Raw genomic sequence first — 16,910 nt, forward strand, 5'->3', positions numbered from 1 at the left:
CCGACACGCCCCCGGTGCGTGACTTCCGTGCCGTTTGGCGCGTTGGTCAAGAGAGATTGACCGAAAGCCGGGCCGCGCGATGAGAACGGTGTCTGCGGCCCGATCCGCTCTTCAGCACCGGTTCGAGAGGCTTCTTCATGGCCGACCACGCCACCCACGACGCCCAAGCACGGGCCAGCCTGCACCTCCTGGTGCGGGACATCGAGCGGGTTCGCCGGCAGGTGGATGCTCTGCGTACGCTCACCGCCCAGCTCGGCAATGTGTACCGCCCGCGCCGCTCGGGTCCCTCCACGGGCTTCGTCGTCTACGGCCGGGCTCCCGCGCCCACCGTCCGCCTCGCGCAGGAGCTGCGGGACAGCGTCGAGACGCTGGTGACCGCCGCGGTGGACTTCGACCGCTCGCTCGGCTTCTCGTGGGACGCTGTGGGTTCCGCGCTCGGCGTCACCAAGCAGGCCGTGCACCGCCGGTACGGGGCCCGCCGGGCACAGGCCGCGGAGTCCGCGGAGCCGCTGGCCGAGGGCGCGAGCGCGCGGACCCTCGGGCCGCTGCCCACGGTCCCGGCGGCCCGTTCGGTGCCGCCGCAGCCGGTGCGCGAGGAGTCCCAGGCCGCGGCCGCGTCCCGCTCCGCGGCTTTCCCGGGGCCCCGCAACGGCTGACCCGCGGCCGGCCGCCGGAACGCCGACCTCCGACGGCCGAGGGGGCCCGCCCCCGTACCCAGCGCCTCCGGCGGAACGACCCGCGTGGTCGTCCCGCCGGAGGCGTTCGGCTGCGCCGGGTCAAAGCCGCCGGAAGGCCACGGGCCCCGCCCCGTCCGGCCGTGTGCGGCACGAGCCGGGTTCGTGCCCCCCCGGCGCCCCTGCCGGGCGATGGCCGGACCCCACCCCGCGCCGCCCGCGCCCGATGGCCCATGCCCGAGCCCGAGCAGGGGCCTAGCCGATGTCCGGGGGGTCGATGCGGACGCGGATCGCCTCCGCCGCCGGGACTCCGCGGGCCAGCCGGGCCGCCTGGGCCGCCTTGAGGGCGGCCGCGAGTGCGGCCCCGCTGCCGGGTGGGACGCGGACCAGGGCCCGCTCCCCCGGCGACGGCTCGCCGCGCCGCCCCGGCACCGGGACCGGGCCCAGCACCTCCGCGTCCGGTGGCAGCCCGGCGCCGGCCAGGAAGGCCTCCACCGCCTCGCCCCGGCCGGCCACGGCCGCCATCCGGGACACCGGCGGGAAGCCGAGCTGGGCCCGCTCCGCGAGCTCCCGTACCGCGTGGCCCACCGGGTCCCAGCGCACGAGGGCCTGGACCGGCCGCAGCGTCGGCTCGGCGACCACGACGACCTGCCCCTCGCCCCGGACCAGCGAGGCGGCCGCGATCCACCGGCGCAGCGCGTCCTCGCCGGCCCGCAGGTCGGGCCGGGTCAGCATCGCCCAGCCGTCCAGCAGCAGCGCCGCCGCGTACCCGGCGCCCGCCGCGACCGGCTCGGCGCCGGGGGTGCACACGACGAGCGCGGGCCGGTCGGGCACCTCGTCGAGGACGTGGTCGCGGCCGGACGTGCGGACGGGCACGGCCGGAAAGGCCCGCCCCAGCTCCTCGGCGGTCCGTCGGGCGCCCACCACCTGGGCGCGCAGCCGGAACGACCCGCACTCCTCGCAGTGCCAGGCGGTCTCCTGCCTGCCGCACCAGCCGCAGTGCAGGTCCCGCGCGTCGGGGGCCTCCAGCGGCCCGGCGCAGACCTTGCAGCGGGCGGGGGTGCGGCACCGCTCGCAGGCCAGCCGAGGTGCGTAACCGCGCCGGGGCACCTGCACGAGCACGGGCCCGGACTTCAGCCCCTCCCGTACGGTCTCCCAGGCCAGGCTCGGCAGCCGGGCGGCGCGCGCCGCCTCGTCCCGGGCCAGCAGTTCGTCGCCCACGGTCCGGATCCGGGGTGCGCAGGCCCGTACCGTCTCCCGGTCGGCGACGAGCGGACGGGCCCAGCCCGTCTCGACCAGTTGGGCGGCCTCCACGGTGCAGCTCGTGCTCCCGGCCAGGAATCCGCAGCCGTCGCCGACGGCGCGCAGCTCCAGCACCTCCCGTACGTGCGGGAACGGTGCGTTGTCGTCGCTGTGGCTGGAGTCGCCGTCGTCCCAGATCGCGACCAGCCCGAGGTCCTGTACGGGCGCGAACATCGCGGCGCGGGTGCCGATGACGGCCCGCACCGAGCCCCGGTGCACGGCGAGCCACTGGCGGTATCGCCTCTCGGGGCCGGATTCGGCGGTCAGCAGCGCGTGCCGTCCCTCACCGAGCAGGGCGGTCAGTGCGGCGTCGACCCGGGCTGCGGTGCGCCCGTCGGGCAGGACGGCGAGGGCTCCCCGACCGGAGGCGAGGGTGGCGGCCATGGCACGGGCCAGCTCGTCGGCCCAGCCGGGGCCGGGCAGGGCCGTCCAGACGGCGCGGGGTGCGCCGCCGCCGGCGAGGGCCCGCAGGAAGGCGGGGCCGGAGCCGTACCGCGTCCAGCCGCCGGGTTCGGGGGCGGCGGGCGGCGGCAGCGGTTCGGGCGAGGGCTTGGCCTCGGCGCGGGCGTTGCGCGGGGGCAGGGCGAGCTGGAGCACGTCGGCCAGGCTGCCCGCGTACCGGTCGGCGACCGCCCGGGCCAGGGCGAGCATGCTCGGGGTGAGCACGACCTCGGGCGACACCACGTGGGCGAGGGCGGCCAGGGCGCCGTTGTAATCGGATTCGGCGCGGCGTTCGACGATGAACCCGTCGATGAGGCCGCCGCCCTCGCGGCGGCCGCCGTGGACCTGGTGGGAGCCGGCGCCGAAGCGGACCCGGACACGGACGCCGGGCCGGGCGGCCTCGGAGAGCTCTTCGGGAACGGCGTAGTCCCAGAGCTGGTCGAGGTGGAGCACGCCCTTGTTGACGAGGATCCGGGCGACCGGCAGCTCCTTGGCGAGGGCGGCGCCGCGCCAGGTGCGCGGTTTGGCCTTGGGGGCCTTGGCCTTCGCTTCGGCGACCATCTCCCGCATCAGCGCGAGCTGCTCCGGCGGACCGCCGGGACTCTCGTCCCCGCCCCGCTGCCCGGATTCGTTCGTGCTGCTCACACCCGCATTCTTACCAAACCCCACCGACAACGGACGGGCCCGGCCGGGCCCAGCACCGGGCGCCCGGTGCACGCGTACGGCCCCGGACCACAGGGGTCCGGGGCCGTACGGCTGCGTACGCGGGGTACGCGGGGGTCTTACAGGCCGGCGGCCGCGCGCAGGGCGTCGACGCGGTCGGTGCGCTCCCAGGTGAAGTCCGGCAGCTCGCGGCCGAAGTGGCCGTACGCTGCGGTCTGGGCGTAGATCGGGCGCAGCAGGTCGAGGTCGCGGATGATCGCGGCCGGGCGGAGGTCGAAGACCTGGCCGATCGCGTCCTCGATCTTCTGGACCTCCACCTTGGCGGTCCCGAAGGTCTCGACGAACAGGCCGACGGGCTCGGCCTTGCCGATGGCGTACGCGACCTGGACCTCGCAGCGCGAGGCGAGGCCGGCGGCGACCACGTTCTTGGCGACCCAGCGCATCGCGTACGCGGCGGAGCGGTCGACCTTCGACGGGTCCTTGCCCGAGAAGGCGCCGCCGCCGTGGCGGGCCATGCCGCCGTACGTGTCGATGATGATCTTGCGGCCGGTCAGGCCGGCGTCGCCCATCGGGCCGCCGATCTCGAAGCGGCCGGTCGGGTTCACCAGCAGCCGGTAGCCGTCGGTGTCGAGCTTGATGCCGTCCTCGACGAGCTCCTTGAGCACGTGCTCGACGACGAACTCGCGGATGTCCGGGGCGAGCAGCGAGTCCAGGTCGATGTCCGAGGCGTGCTGCGAGGACACGACGACGGTGTCGAGGCGGACGGCCTTGTCGCCGTCGTACTCGATGGTGACCTGGGTCTTGCCGTCGGGGCGCAGGTACGGGATGGTGCCGTTCTTGCGGACCTCGGACAGGCGGCGCGAGAGCCGGTGCGCGATGTGGATCGGCAGCGGCATGAGCTCGGGCGTCTCGTCGCACGCGTAGCCGAACATCAGGCCCTGGTCGCCCGCGCCCTGCTTGTCGAGCTCGTCCTCGTCGCCCTCGACGCGCTTCTCGTAGGCGGTGTCGACGCCCTGCGCGATGTCGGGGGACTGCGCGCCGATGGACACCGACACGCCGCAGGAGGCGCCGTCGAAGCCCTTCTTCGAGGAGTCGTAGCCGATCTCAAGGATCTTGTCGCGGACGAGCTGCGCGATCGGCGCGTACGCCTTCGTCGTCACCTCACCGGCGATGTGGACGAGACCGGTGGTGATGAGGGTCTCCACGGCCACACGCGAGGTCGGGTCCTCGGTGAGAAGTGCGTCGAGGATCGTGTCGCTGATCTGGTCAGCGATCTTGTCGGGGTGACCCTCGGTGACAGACTCCGAGGTGAACAGGCGACGGGACACAACGCTCCCTGGGGTTGCAGCGGCTGCTGGCTGATCATTTGGCGGAACCACACCGGGAGCTGCGCCCGGTCTCGTTCCGAATGCAGTTTATCGGTCGCCACCGTTTGCCGGACCACCTGTCTCGCCTTGTGGGAGGCACGTGACCTGCGGCACTCCATTCTGGCTCATGGAATCGGCTACGAGAAGAGCAGTCGCTCAGGCGCGTCGCGGTGCGAGTCGCGAAGTGACCTGATCCCAAATCGCTTCGGCCAGCGCCTCCTTCGGTCCATAGGGAACCTGAGTCTCGCCCCCATCGGAGGCCAGGATGACGGCCTCGTTCTCCTCCGAACCGAAGGTCTTGCTTTCGCCGACCTCGTTCACGACGAGAAGATCACACCCCTTGCGGAGCAGTTTGGCCCGGCCGTTCGCGAGCACGTCGTCGGTTTCGGCGGCGAAACCGACCACGACCTGGCCTTCCCGGGCCCGGTCGGCCGAGATCTCGGCGAGGACGTCGGGGTTGCGCACGAGGGCCACCGGGGCCGGTTCCTGCCCGTCCTTCTTCTTGATCTTGCCGCCCGCGTACTCGGCCGGCCTGAAGTCGGCCACGGCCGCGGCCATCACGACGGCGTCGGCGTCGGAGGCCGCCTTGAGGACGGCCTCACGCAGCTGTACGGCCGTCCCGACCCGTACGACGTCCGCGCCGGCCGGGTCGGCCAGTGCGGTGTTGGCGGCCACGAGGGTGACCCGGGCCCCGCGGGCGACGGCCGTGCGGGCCAGCGCGTAGCCCTGCTTGCCGGAGGAGCGGTTGCCGAGGAAGCGGACCGGGTCGAGCGGCTCGCGCGTGCCGCCCGCGCTGATCACCACGTGCCGGCCGGCCAGGTCGGGCTCGGCCACCCCTCGGGCCAGGACCCTGCGGCACACCTCGTAGATCTCCTCGGGGTCGGGCAGCCGCCCCTTGCCGGTGTCCTTCCCGGTGAGCCGGCCGACGGCGGGCTCGATGACGACGGCGCCACGGCGGCGCAGCGTGGCCACGTTCTCCTGGGTCGCGGGGTGCTCCCACATCTCGGTGTGCATGGCGGGGGCGAACACCACCGGACAGCGGGCGGTGAGGAGCGTGTTCGTGAGGAGGTCGTCGGCGAGGCCGTGGGCGGCCTTGGCGAGCATGTCGGCGGTGGCGGGGGCGACGACGACGAGGTCGGCCGCCTGGCCGATGCGGACGTGCGGGACCTCGTGGACGGTCTCCCAGACCTCCGTCCCGGCCGGGTTCCCGGATAGCGCGGCCCAGGTGGCCTCGCCCACGAAGTTCAGGGACGCCGCCGTGGGGACGACACGCACCTCGTGCCCGGACTCGGTCAGCCGGCGCAGCAGCTCGCACGCCTTGTACGCGGCGATCCCGCCGCTGACTCCGAGCACGACCTTCGGCTTACCCACCACACACGCCCCTATCGCTGATCGTCGTACCCGTCTATGACACACCACAGGCCCGGCAGATGTTCTGCCGGGCCTGTGGTGAAAGGAATTCTCGGTGCCTTACTGGGCCGGGGCCTCGATGGCCTCGGAGGTCAGCAGACCCGCGTTGATCTCGCGCAGCGCGATCGAAAGCGGCTTCTCGTGGACGTGGGTGTCCACCAGCGGGCCTACGTACTCAAGCAGGCCCTCACCGAGCTGCGAGTAGTACGCGTTGATCTGACGCGCGCGCTTGGCCGCGTAGATCACGAGGCTGTACTTCGAGTCCGTGGCCTCAAGCAGCTCGTCGATCGGCGGGTTGATGATGCCCTCGGGCGCAGTGATGGAAGAGGACACGCTCTACCTTCCGAAGATGGGTTGAAAGATCGAAACGTTGGCGAACACCGATCGACTGAACATCGATCAACGATCAAACAACTTCCATCAAGGCTAGCAGCTCACGCGCCACGTCCTCGACGGAGGTGTTGACCAGGGTGGTGTCGAACTCGGATTCGGCAGCGAGCTCGACCTTGGCGGTCTCCAGCCTGCGCTGGATGACCTCGGGCGACTCGGTGCCGCGTCCGGTGAGCCGGCGGACCAGCTCGTCCCAGCTCGGCGGCGCCAAGAAGACGAGCTGCGCCTCGGGCATGGACTCGCGGACGAGTCGGGCGCCCTGCAGGTCGATCTCCAGGAGGACGGGCTCGCCGTTCTCCAGTCGTTCCGACACCGCGCCGCGCGGTGTGCCGTAGCGGTTGCCCGCGAACTCGGCCCACTCCAGCAGCTCGCCATTGGCGATCAGCTTGTCGAACTCGTCGTCGTTGACGAAGAAGTAGTGGACTCCGTGTCGCTCACCGGGCCGCGGCTTGCGGGTGGTGGCCGACACCGAGAGCCATACCTCGGGGTGGACCTTGCGCATATGCGCGACGACCGTGCTCTTGCCGACCCCCGAGGGGCCGGAGAGCACGGTCAGCCGCGGACGAACCTCTGCTGCCATAGAGCGATTATCCAGGTTCTCGGGACTGCCTGAGAACGCCGGGAGAACTTCAGGCAACGCGTCAGCCGGCAGGAGTGCCGAACTCACGCTCCAGAGACGCGATCTGGTTGGAGCCGAGACCTCGGACACGCCGGGACTCGGAGATGCCGAGGCGCTCCATGATCTGCTTGGCACGGACCTTGCCCACGCCGGGCAGGGACTCCAGCAGGGCGGAGACCTTCATCTTGCCGATGACGTCGTTCTCCTGACCCGTCTTGATGACCTCTTGGAGCGAAGCGCCGGAGTGCTTGAGTCGATTCTTCACCTCGGCCCGCTCCCGGCGAGCCGCGGCGGCCTTTTCGAGCGCGGCTGCGCGCTGTTCAGGGGTAAGGGGCGGAAGAGCCACGCCTGCGTCACCTCGGATGTCGAACTGTCGGATACGGACCGGTGCGGAGCCCCAGGGCGCCACACCAGGCGAATGCCCGAACAGCGGTGGAACTCGTTCGCTGCTCGTTCACTCTGGTCGGAGACTAGCGGCCTGGGCCGCTCCAGTCAGCGAGAACGGACGAAAAGTCCTGGTCAGCCTCCACTGAACCGTACATCACGGACAAAACACCCCGGTTTTGTCCGATGAAAGACGTTCGATTTTCGTCAGACCGTACGACGTGCGGCGCGGCCGGCCCGTCCGACGGCACTCCCGAGAAGGCTCAGGCCGAGACCGCCTCGCGGATTTCGTCGGCGAACCGGGTGGCCGAGTCGCGCAGGGCGGCGGCGTCCGGACCGTGCTTCAGCACGCCCCGCGACACGTTCGGAACCACGTTGCGCACGGCCGCGCCGAAGACCGCCGGCAGGTCGGCCGCCGTCGCGCCCTGCGCGCCGATGCCGGGAGCCAGCAGCGGACCGTTGATGTCCAGGTCGAAGGACGACAGGTCGCCCAGCGTGGCGCCGACCACCGCTCCGAAGGAGCCCATCGGGGAGGCGCCCGCGTTCTCCGCCGCGAGGTGCCCCAGCATCGTCGCGCCGACGGTCCGGCCGTCCTCGCGTACCGCGCGCTGCACCTCCGCGCCCTCCGGGTTCGAGGTCAGCGCGAGTACGAACAGACCGGCGCCCGAGCGGCGTGCGAGTTCCACCGCCGGCTCCAGCGAGCCGTAGCCCAAGTACGGGGAGACCGTCAGGGCGTCGGAGAACAGCGGCGAGGACGGCGACAGGAAGGTCTGCGCGTACGCGGCCATGGTCGAGCCGATGTCGCCGCGCTTCGCGTCCATCACGACCAGCGTGCCCGCGGCCCGCGCATCGGCCACGGTCTGCTCCAGCACCGCGATGCCCTTGGAGCCGAAGCGCTCGAAGAAGGCCGCCTGCGGCTTGAAGACGGCGACCGAGTCGGCCAGCGCCTCGACGACCGTGCGGGAGAACTTCTCCAGGCCCGCGATGTCGTCGTTCAGGCCCCACGACGAGAGGAGGGCCGCGTGCGGGTCGATGCCCACGCACAGCGGGCCGCGCGCGTCCATCGCCGCGCGCAGGCGGGTGCCGAAGGGGGTGACGGGGGTCACGGCGGTCTCGTGCGCGTGGGTCTCGGTCACTGGGCGGCCTTTCGGGTTTCGGCGCCGACGGCCTCGGCGAGGGTCGCGTAGGGGCTGTTGGCCAGGCGCGCGGCCAGACCCTTGTGGATGGCGCGGGCGTAGAACGGGCCCTCGTAGATGAACGCGCTGTACCCCTGGACGAGGGTCGCGCCGGCCAGGATGCGCTGCCAGGCGTCCTCGGCGTTCTCGACGCCCCCGACGCCCACCAGCACCAGGCGGTCGCCCACACGGGCGTACAGGCGGCGCAGGACCTCCAGGGAGCGCTCCTTGACCGGGGCGCCGGACAGACCCCCGGTCTCCTTCACGAGTTCCGGGGCGGACTTCAGGCCCAGCCCGTCGCGCGCGATGGTGGTGTTGGTCGCGATGATGCCGTCCAGGCCCAGCTCCAGCGCCAGGTCCGCGACCGCGTCCACGTCCTCGTCCGCGAGGTCCGGCGCGATCTTCACCAGGAGCGGGACCCGGCGGTCGGTCACGGTGCGGTCCGCGGCCTCCCGCACGGCCGTCAGGAGCGGGCGCAGGGACTCGGTGGCCTGGAGGTTGCGCAGGCCCGGCGTGTTCGGCGAGGAGACGTTGACGACCAGGTAGTCCGCGTGGCGGGCCAGCCGCTCCGTGGAGACGACGTAGTCCGCCACGGCCTCCTCCTCCGGCACGACCTTGGTCTTGCCGATGTTGACGCCCACGACGGTCTTGAAGACCGGCACGCGGGCCGCCAGGCGGGCCGCCACGGCCGCAGAGCCCTCGTTGTTGAAGCCCATGCGGTTGATCAGCGCGCGGTCCGCCACGAGGCGGAACAGCCGCTTCTTGGGGTTGCCCGGCTGCGCCTGGGCCGTGACCGTGCCGATCTCGATGTGGTCGAAGCCGAGCATCGACATCCCGTCGATGGCGACGGCGTTCTTGTCGAAGCCCGCCGCGAGGCCGAACGGGCCGTGCATCCGCAGGCCGAGCGCCTCGGTGCGCAGCTCCTTGTACCGCGGTGCGAGGGCAGCCGCCACGAAGGTGCGCAGCACGGGGGTGCGGGCCGCGCCGCGGATCCAGCCGAAGGCCGCGTAGTGGGCCTGCTCCGGGTCCATGCGCTTGAAGACCAGGTTGAAGAAGAGCTTGTACATGTCGAGAAGATCCCTTGTGCGCTCATGACGAGGGGGACACCGACGCGCAGGCGCGCATCCGTGTCCCCCTCCTCGTACGGGCTGCTAGTCGCGGGCCGCGGTCAGGTGCTCCGCGTGCTCCTGGAGCGAGCGGACGCCCACGTCGCCGTGGCCGAGCGCCTCGATGCCCTGGACGGCCGCGGCGAGCGCCTGGACCGTGGTCAGGCACGGGACGCTGCGCGCCACGGCCGCCGTGCGGATTTCGTAGCCGTCGAGGCGGCCGCCGGTGCCGTACGGGGTGTTGACGATCAGGTCGACCTGGCCGTCGTGGATGAGCTGGACGATGGTCTTCTCGCCGTTCGGGCCCTCGCCCTCGCTGAGCTTGCGCACCACGGTGGCGTTGATGCCGTTGCGGCGCAGCACCTCGGCGGTGCCGGAGGTGGCCATCAGCTCGAAGCCGTGGGCGACCAGCTCGCGCGCCGGGAAGATCATCGAGCGCTTGTCGCGGTTGGCCACCGAGATGAACGCCCGGCCCTTGGTGGGCAGCGGGCCGTAGGCGCCGGCCTGCGACTTGGCGTAGGCCGTGCCGAAGACGGAGTCGATGCCCATGACCTCGCCGGTGGAGCGCATCTCCGGGCCGAGGACGGTGTCGACGCCGCGGCCCTGGATGTCGCGGAAGCGCGACCACGGCATGACGGCCTCCTTGACGGAGATCGGCGCGTCGAGCGGCAGGGTGCCGCCGTCGCCGGTCTTCGGGAGCATGCCCTCTTCGCGCAGTTCGGCGATGGTCGTGCCGAGCGAGATGCGGGCGGCGGCCTTGGCGAGCGGGACCGCGGTCGCCTTCGAGGTGAAGGGGACGGTGCGGGAGGCGCGCGGGTTGGCCTCCAGGACGTAGAGGATGTCACCCGCCATCGCGAACTGGATGTTGATCAGGCCGCGTACGCCGACGCCCTTGGCGATGGCCTCGGTGGAGGCGCGCAGGCGCTTGATGTCGAAGCCGCCGAGGGTGATCGGAGGCAGGGCGCAGGCCGAGTCGCCGGAGTGGATGCCGGCTTCCTCGATGTGCTCCATCACGCCGCCGAGGTAGAGCTCGGTGCCGTCGTAGAGGGCGTCGACGTCGATCTCGATGGCGTCGTCGAGGAAGCGGTCGACCAGCACGGGGCGGGTCGGGGAGATCTCCGTGGACTCGGCGATGTACGACTCCAGGCGCGCCTCGTCGTAGACGATCTCCATGCCGCGGCCGCCGAGGACGTACGAGGGGCGGACGAGGACCGGGTAGCCGATCTCGTCGGCGATGGCCTTCGCGCCCGCGAACGTGGTGGCGGTGCCGTGCTTGGGGGCGGGCAGGCCCGCCTCGGCGAGGACCTGACCGAAGGCGCCGCGGTCCTCGGCGGCGTGGATGGCCTCCGGCGGGGTGCCGACGACCGGGACGCCGTTGTCCTTGAGGGCCTGGGCGAGACCGAGGGGGGTCTGGCCGCCGAGCTGGACGACGACGCCGGCGATGGGGCCGGCCAGCGACTCGGCGTGGACGATCTCCAGCACGTCTTCGAGCGTCAGCGGCTCGAAGTACAGGCGGTCGGAGGTGTCGTAGTCGGTGGAGACGGTCTCCGGGTTGCAGTTGACCATCACGGTCTCGTAGCCGGCGTCGCTGAGGGCGAAGGAGGCGTGGACGCAGGAGTAGTCGAACTCGATGCCCTGGCCGATGCGGTTCGGGCCGGAGCCCAGGATGATCACCGCGGGCTTCTCGCGGGGCGCGACCTCGCTCTCCTCGTCGTACGAGGAGTAGAAGTACGGGGTCTTCGCGGCGAACTCGGCGGCGCAGGTGTCGACCGTCTTGTAGACCGGGCGGACGCCCAGCGCGTGACGGACCTCGCGGACGACGTCCTCGCGCAGGCCGCGGATCTCGGCGATCTGGGCGTCGGAGAAGCCGTGGCGCTTGGCTTCGGCGAGCAGCTCCGGCTGGAGCTTCTCGGCGGCGGCCAGCTCGTCGGCGATCTCCTTGATCAGGAAGAGCTGGTCGACGAACCAGGGGTCGATCTTCGTGGACTCGAAGACCTCTTCCTGGGTGGCTCCGGCGCGGATGGCCTGCATGACGGTGTTGATGCGGCCGTCGGTCGGGCGGACGGCGGTGGCGAGGAGTTCTTCCTTGTCGCCGACGGGGCCGACGAAGGTGAACTGCGAGCCCTTCTTCTCCAGGGAGCGCAGGGCCTTCTGGAGGGCCTCGGTGAAGTTGCGGCCGATGGCCATGGCCTCGCCCACCGACTTCATCGTGGTGGTGAGGGTGGCGTCGGCGAGCGGGAACTTCTCGAAGGCGAAGCGCGGGGCCTTGACGACGACGTAGTCGAGGGTCGGCTCGAAGGAGGCCGGCGTCTTCTCGGTGATGTCGTTGGGGACCTCGTCGAGGGTGTAGCCGATGGCCAGCTTGGCGGCGATCTTCGCGATCGGGAAGCCTGTGGCCTTCGACGCGAGCGCCGAGGAGCGCGAGACGCGCGGGTTCATCTCGATGACGATGACGCGGCCGTCGACCGGGTCGATCGCGAACTGGATGTTGCAGCCGCCGGTGTCGACGCCGACCTCGCGGATGATCGCGATGCCGATGTCGCGCAGCCGCTGGTACTCGCGGTCGGTGAGCGTCATGGCCGGGGCGACGGTGATGGAGTCGCCGGTGTGGACGCCCATCGGGTCGAAGTTCTCGATGGAGCAGACGACGACCACGTTGTCCTTGGTGTCGCGCATGAGCTCCAGCTCGTACTCCTTCCAGCCGAGGATGGACTCCTCCAGGAGCACCTCGGTGGTCGGGGAGAGCGTGAGGCCCTGTCCGGCGATGCGGCGCAGCTCGTCCTCGTCGTGGGCGAAGCCGGAGCCGGCGCCGCCCATGGTGAAGGAGGGGCGGACGACGACGGGGTAGCCGCCGAGCGTGTCGACGCCCTTGAGGACGTCGTCCATGGTGTGGCAGATGACCGAGCGGGCGGACTCGCCGTGGCCGATCTTGGCGTTGACGGCCTCGACGACGCCCTTGAAGAGGTCGCGGTCCTCGCCCTTGTTGATGGCCTCGACGTTGGCGCCGATGAGCTCGACACCGTACTTCTCCAGCACACCCTGCTCGTGCATGGAGATGGCGGTGTTCAGTGCGGTCTGGCCGCCGAGGGTGGGGAGCAGCGCGTCGGGGCGCTCCTTCGCGATGATCTTCTCGACGAACTCGGGGGTGATCGGCTCGACGTACGTGGCGTCGGCGATCTCCGGGTCGGTCATGATCGTCGCCGGGTTCGAGTTCACCAGGATGACCCGCAGGCCCTCGGCCTTGAGGATGCGGCAGGCCTGGGTGCCGGAGTAGTCGAATTCGGCGGCCTGCCCGATGACGATCGGGCCGGAGCCGATGACCAGGACGGACTGGATATCGGTGCGCTTAGGCACGCTCGGCCTCCATCTGGGCGGTGCTCATCAAAGACGTGAAGCGGTCGAAGAGGTACGCGGCGTCGTGCGGGCCGGCGGCCGCTTCGGGGTGGTACTGGACGGAGAAGGCCGGCTGGTCGAGCAGCTGGAGGCCTTCGACGACCTGGTCGTTCAGGCAGACGTGGGAGACCTCGGCGCGGCCGTAGGGGGTCTCGGAGACCTTGTCGAGGGGCGCGTCGACGGCGAAGCCGTGGTTGTGCGCGGTGATCTCGACCTTGCCGGTGGTGCGGTCCTGCACCGGCTGGTTGATGCCGCGGTGGCCGTACTTCAGCTTGTACGTGCCGAAGCCGAGCGCGCGGCCCAGGATCTGGTTGCCGAAGCAGATGCCGAAGAGCGGCGTCTTGCGCTCCAGGACGCCCTGCATGACGGCGACGGGGCCGTCGGCGGTGGCCGGGTCGCCCGGGCCGTTGGAGAAGAACACGCCGTCCGGGTTGACCGCGTACACGTCCTCGACGGTGGCGGTGGCGGGCAGCACGTGCACCTCGATGCCGCGCTCGGCCATCCGGTGCGGGGTCATGCCCTTGATGCCGAGGTCGACGGCGGCCACGGTGAACTTCTTCTCGCCGATGGCGGGGACGACGTACGCCTCCTTGGTGGCGACCTCGGCGGAGAGGTCGGCGCCCTTCATCTGCGGGGAGGCCTGGACCTTGGCCAGCAGTTCGGCGTCGGCGGCGATGCTCTCGCCGGAGAAGATGCCGACGCGCATGGCGCCGCGCTCGCGCAGGTGGCGGGTCAGGGCGCGGGTGTCGATGCCGGAGATGCCGACGACGCCCTGCTTGACCAGCTCCTCGTCCAGCGAGCGCTGCGAGCGCCAGTTGGACGGGACGCGGGCGGGGTCGCGCACGACGTACCCGGCGACCCAGATGCGGGCGGACTCGGGGTCCTCGTCGTTGACGCCGGTGTTGCCGACGTGCGGGGCGGTCATCACGACGACCTGCCGGTGGTACGACGGGTCGGTGAGGGTCTCCTGGTATCCGGTCATGCCGGTGGAGAACACGGCCTCGCCGAAGGTCTCCCCCACAGCGCCGTAGGCGCGGCCGCGGAAGATCCGACCGTCCTCCAGGACGAGTACGGCGGGAGCTTTGGCTGCTCCCCTGGTGGAGGTCGTCATCGTTCGGCGCCTTCCGTCGTGATGGATTGGTTCATGAGATTGATGGCTTCGACCCAGGCGGCGTGTTCGGCCGCGCGGTCGGAGCGGAATCCGGAGTCGATCAGCTTGTCGCCGTGCGCCCAGGTGACGACGAGGAGACCGCCCTCGGTGAGTACCTTGCCCGCGATTCCCTTGTCGAGGCGGGCGCCGCGCAGCTGCGCGGCCGGCACGAAGAAATCGGTGGCACCCGGACGGACCACGTCCAGGCCCGCGTCGGTGAGCGTGAGCTCGACGCGGCTGCGCACCCCCAGGCCGTGGGCGACGATCCGGTCGAGCCACTGTCCGGCGGTGGTGGAGCCGTGGTAGCGGCCGGTCAGGGCCAGTCGGTGCTCGGGGAGCCCGTCGGGGGCGGCGGGCAGCTCCGGCAGATCGCTCTGCAGGGCGCCGCGCCATTTCCAGCCCTGCCGCATCAGCCAGTACACGAACGCGATGAAGACGAGCAGACCGATGACCCACGCGATGCGGGCGCCCCAGTCCGTCACCTCCGCCGACCGTCGTTCGGCGGCCTCGGCGGCCAGTTGGATTACTGCAGGTGTCACGCCAGTTTCCCGTCCACGACCGTTGCCCGGCCCCGCAGGAAGGTGTGAGTGACGCGACCCGGCAGCTCACGGCCCTCGTAAGGCGTGTTGCGGCTGCGGGAGGCGAAGTGTGCGGGGTCCACGACACCACGGTACGAGGTATCGACCAAGGTCAGGTTCGCGGGTTCACCTGCCGAGACGGGCCGGCCGTGGTTCTCCAGGCCGCCGATCCGCGCCGGGGCGAAGGACATGCGCTGGGCGACGCCGGCCCAGTCGAGCAGCCCGGTCTCGACCATCGTCTGCTGGACGACGGAGAGGGCGGTCTCCAGGCCGACCATGCCCATGGCGGCGGCGGCCCACTCGCAGTCCTTGTCCTCGTGCGGGTGCGGGGCGTGGTCGGTAGCGACGATGTCGATCGTGCCGTCGGCGAGCGCCTCGCGCAGGGCCAGCACATCGCGCTCGGTGCGCAGCGGCGGGTTGACCTTGTAGACCGCGTTGTACGAGCGGACCAGCTCGTCGGTGAGGAGGAGGTGGTGCGGGGTGACCTCGGCGGTGACGTCGATGCCGCGGGACTTGGCCCAGCGGACGATCTCGACGGAGCCGGCGGTGGAGAGGTGGCAGATGTGGACGCGGGAGCCGACGTGCTCGGCGAGGAGGACGTCGCGGGCGATGATCGACTCTTCGGCGACGGCCGGCCAGCCGCCGAGGCCGAGCTCGGCGGAGACGACGCCCTCGTTCATCTGGGCGCCCTCGGTGAGGCGGGGCTCCTGGGCGTGCTGGGCGACGACGCCGCCGAAGGCCTTCACGTACTCCAGGGCGCGGCGCATGATCACGGCGTCGTCGACGCACTTGCCGTCGTCGGAGAAGACGGTGACGCGGGCGGCCGACTCGTGCATGGCGCCCAGCTCGGAGAGCTGCTTGCCCTCCAGGCCGACGGTGACGGCGCCGATGGGCTGCACGTCGCAGTAGCCGGACTCCTTGCCGAGGCGCCAGACCTGCTCGACGACGCCGGCGGTGTCGGCGACCGGGAAGGTGTTGGCCATGGCGAAGACGGCGGTGTAGCCGCCGGAGGCGGCGGCGCGGGTGCCGGTCAGCACGGTCTCGGAGTCCTCGCGGCCGGGCTCGCGCAGGTGGGTGTGCAGGTCGACGAGGCCCGGGAGGAGGACCTGGCCCTCGGCCTCGATGACCTGGGCGCCCTCTGCGGACAGGCCCGTACCGACCTCGGCGATGGTCTCGCCGTCGATCAAGACGTCCTGCGCCTCGCCACCGAGTACCTTCGCCCCACGGATCAGGATCTTGCTCATGATTACTTGCTCTCCTCGATGCGGGGCGTGCTGGTGGTGGTGACGGCGGGCTCGGAGCCTCCGAGCAGCAGGTACAGGACGGCCATCCGGGTGGAGACGCCGTTGGCGACCTGCTCGACGGCCGTGCAGCGGTCGGAGTCGGCGACCTCGGCGGTGATTTCCATGCCGCGGTTCATCGGGCCGGGGTGCATCACGATGGCGTGCTCGGGCATCTTGGCCATGCGGTCGCCGTCGAGCCCGTACCGGCGGGAGTACTCGCGCTCGGTCGGGAAGAAGGCGGCGTTCATGCGTTCGCGCTGCACACGCAGCATCATCACCGCATCGGACTTCGGCAGCACGTCGTCGAGGCTGTACGAGACCTCGCAGGGCCAGCTCTCGACGCCGATCGGGACCAGGGTGGGCGGGGCCACCAGGGTGACCTCGGCGCCGAGGGTGTGGAGCAGCTGGACGTTGGAGCGGGCGACGCGGCTGTGCAGGACGTCGCCGACGATCGTGATGCGGCGGCCGTTCAGGTCCTTGCCGAGGCCTGCGTCGCGGCCGACCAGGCGGCGGCGCATGGTGAAGGCGTCCAGCAGGGCCTGGGTGGGGTGCTCGTGGGTGCCGTCGCCGGCGTTGACGACGGCCGAGTCGATCCAGCCGGAGGTCGCGAGCCGGTAGGGGGCGCCGGAGGCGTGGTGGCGGATGACGACCGCGTCGGCGCCCATGGCCTCCAGGGTCAGCGCGGTGTCCTTGAGGGATTCGCCCTTGGAGACCGAGGAGCCCTTGGCGGAGAAGTTGATCACGTCGGCGGACAGGCGCTTGGCGGCGGCTTCGAAGGAGATCCGGGTGCGGGTCGAGTCCTCGAAGAAGAGGTTGACGACGGTGAGGCCGCGCAGCGTGGGCAGCTTCTTGATCGGCCGGTCCGCGACGCGTGCCATCTCCTCGGCGGTGTCGAGGATCAGGACGGCGTCGTCGCGCGTGAGGTCGGCGGCCGAGATGAGGTGGCGCTTCATCTGGGTGCTCCGTAAGTCGAGG

General features: G+C 71.4%; 14 protein-coding genes. 1 reads left to right on the forward strand and 13 read right to left on the reverse strand.

The window, feature by feature from the left end:
• The first annotated feature begins 137 nt into the window (after window positions 1–137).
• Window positions 138–656 carry a hypothetical protein gene (locus OHA65_RS08295; RefSeq protein ID WP_405761687.1) on the forward strand — a complete coding sequence of 173 codons (519 nt, stop codon included), beginning with the start codon at window positions 138–140 and terminating at the stop codon, window positions 654–656.
• A 273-nt stretch (window positions 657–929) separates the two neighbouring features.
• Here the strand turns inward: OHA65_RS08295 and OHA65_RS08300 are convergent, their stop codons facing one another.
• The 13 genes from OHA65_RS08300 to OHA65_RS08360 all read right to left on the reverse strand — a co-directional run bounded on the left by OHA65_RS08300 (window position 930) and on the right by OHA65_RS08360 (window position 16,888).
• A complete protein-coding gene (locus OHA65_RS08300) occupies window positions 930–3,062 on the reverse strand; it encodes a primosomal protein N' (RefSeq protein ID WP_327282488.1) in 2,133 nt (710 codons plus the stop codon).
• A 137-nt stretch (window positions 3,063–3,199) separates the two neighbouring features.
• Complete coding sequence (gene metK, locus OHA65_RS08305) at window positions 3,200–4,408, reverse strand: methionine adenosyltransferase (RefSeq protein WP_327282489.1); 1,209 nt, start codon at window positions 4,406–4,408, stop codon at window positions 3,200–3,202.
• A 195-nt stretch (window positions 4,409–4,603) separates the two neighbouring features.
• Window positions 4,604–5,818: a bifunctional phosphopantothenoylcysteine decarboxylase/phosphopantothenate--cysteine ligase CoaBC gene (coaBC, locus tag OHA65_RS08310; protein WP_327282490.1), complete on the reverse strand. Its 1,215-nt coding sequence runs from the start codon at window positions 5,816–5,818 to the stop codon at window positions 4,604–4,606.
• A 99-nt stretch (window positions 5,819–5,917) separates the two neighbouring features.
• The gene (rpoZ, locus tag OHA65_RS08315; protein WP_004948662.1) at window positions 5,918–6,190 is read right to left on the reverse strand and encodes a DNA-directed RNA polymerase subunit omega; all 273 of its coding nucleotides are present in this window, start codon (window positions 6,188–6,190) and stop codon (window positions 5,918–5,920) included.
• A gap of 73 nt (window positions 6,191–6,263) precedes the next feature.
• Window positions 6,264–6,827 carry a guanylate kinase gene (gene gmk / locus OHA65_RS08320; RefSeq protein WP_329313021.1) on the reverse strand — a complete coding sequence of 188 codons (564 nt, stop codon included), beginning with the start codon at window positions 6,825–6,827 and terminating at the stop codon, window positions 6,264–6,266.
• Window positions 6,828–6,888: 61 nt separating this feature from the next.
• A complete protein-coding gene (locus tag OHA65_RS08325; RefSeq protein WP_008740406.1) occupies window positions 6,889–7,212 on the reverse strand; it encodes an integration host factor in 324 nt (107 codons plus the stop codon).
• A gap of 301 nt (window positions 7,213–7,513) precedes the next feature.
• On the reverse strand, window positions 7,514–8,356 hold the full coding sequence (gene pyrF, locus OHA65_RS08330; RefSeq protein WP_327285575.1) for an orotidine-5'-phosphate decarboxylase: 843 nt from the start codon (window positions 8,354–8,356) through the stop codon (window positions 7,514–7,516).
• A gap of 26 nt (window positions 8,357–8,382) precedes the next feature.
• Entirely contained in the window at window positions 8,383–9,492 is a 1,110-nt protein-coding gene (locus OHA65_RS08335; RefSeq protein ID WP_327282492.1) for a quinone-dependent dihydroorotate dehydrogenase, read from the reverse strand.
• Window positions 9,493–9,576: 84 nt separating this feature from the next.
• Window positions 9,577–12,885 (reverse strand): carbamoyl-phosphate synthase large subunit, encoded by a 3,309-nt coding sequence (gene carB / locus OHA65_RS08340; RefSeq protein WP_327282493.1) that lies wholly within the window; start codon window positions 12,883–12,885, stop codon window positions 9,577–9,579.
• Complete coding sequence (gene carA, locus OHA65_RS08345) at window positions 12,878–14,035, reverse strand: glutamine-hydrolyzing carbamoyl-phosphate synthase small subunit (protein WP_327282494.1); 1,158 nt, start codon at window positions 14,033–14,035, stop codon at window positions 12,878–12,880. The genes carB and carA overlap by 8 nt, the downstream gene beginning before the upstream one ends.
• Window positions 14,032–14,613: a hypothetical protein gene (locus OHA65_RS08350; RefSeq protein ID WP_327282495.1), complete on the reverse strand. Its 582-nt coding sequence runs from the start codon at window positions 14,611–14,613 to the stop codon at window positions 14,032–14,034. Before OHA65_RS08350 ends, carA begins: the two co-directional genes overlap by 4 nt.
• Window positions 14,610–15,896: a dihydroorotase gene (locus OHA65_RS08355; protein ID WP_327282496.1), complete on the reverse strand. Its 1,287-nt coding sequence runs from the start codon at window positions 15,894–15,896 to the stop codon at window positions 14,610–14,612. The genes OHA65_RS08350 and OHA65_RS08355 overlap by 4 nt, the downstream gene beginning before the upstream one ends.
• Window positions 15,897–15,898: 2 nt before the next feature.
• A complete protein-coding gene (locus OHA65_RS08360; protein WP_327282497.1) occupies window positions 15,899–16,888 on the reverse strand; it encodes an aspartate carbamoyltransferase catalytic subunit in 990 nt (329 codons plus the stop codon).
• Window positions 16,889–16,910: the final 22 nt, after the last annotated feature.

Source organism: Streptomyces sp. NBC_00045 (assembly GCF_045041095.1).
Lineage (GTDB): Bacteria > Actinomycetota > Actinomycetes > Streptomycetales > Streptomycetaceae > Streptomyces.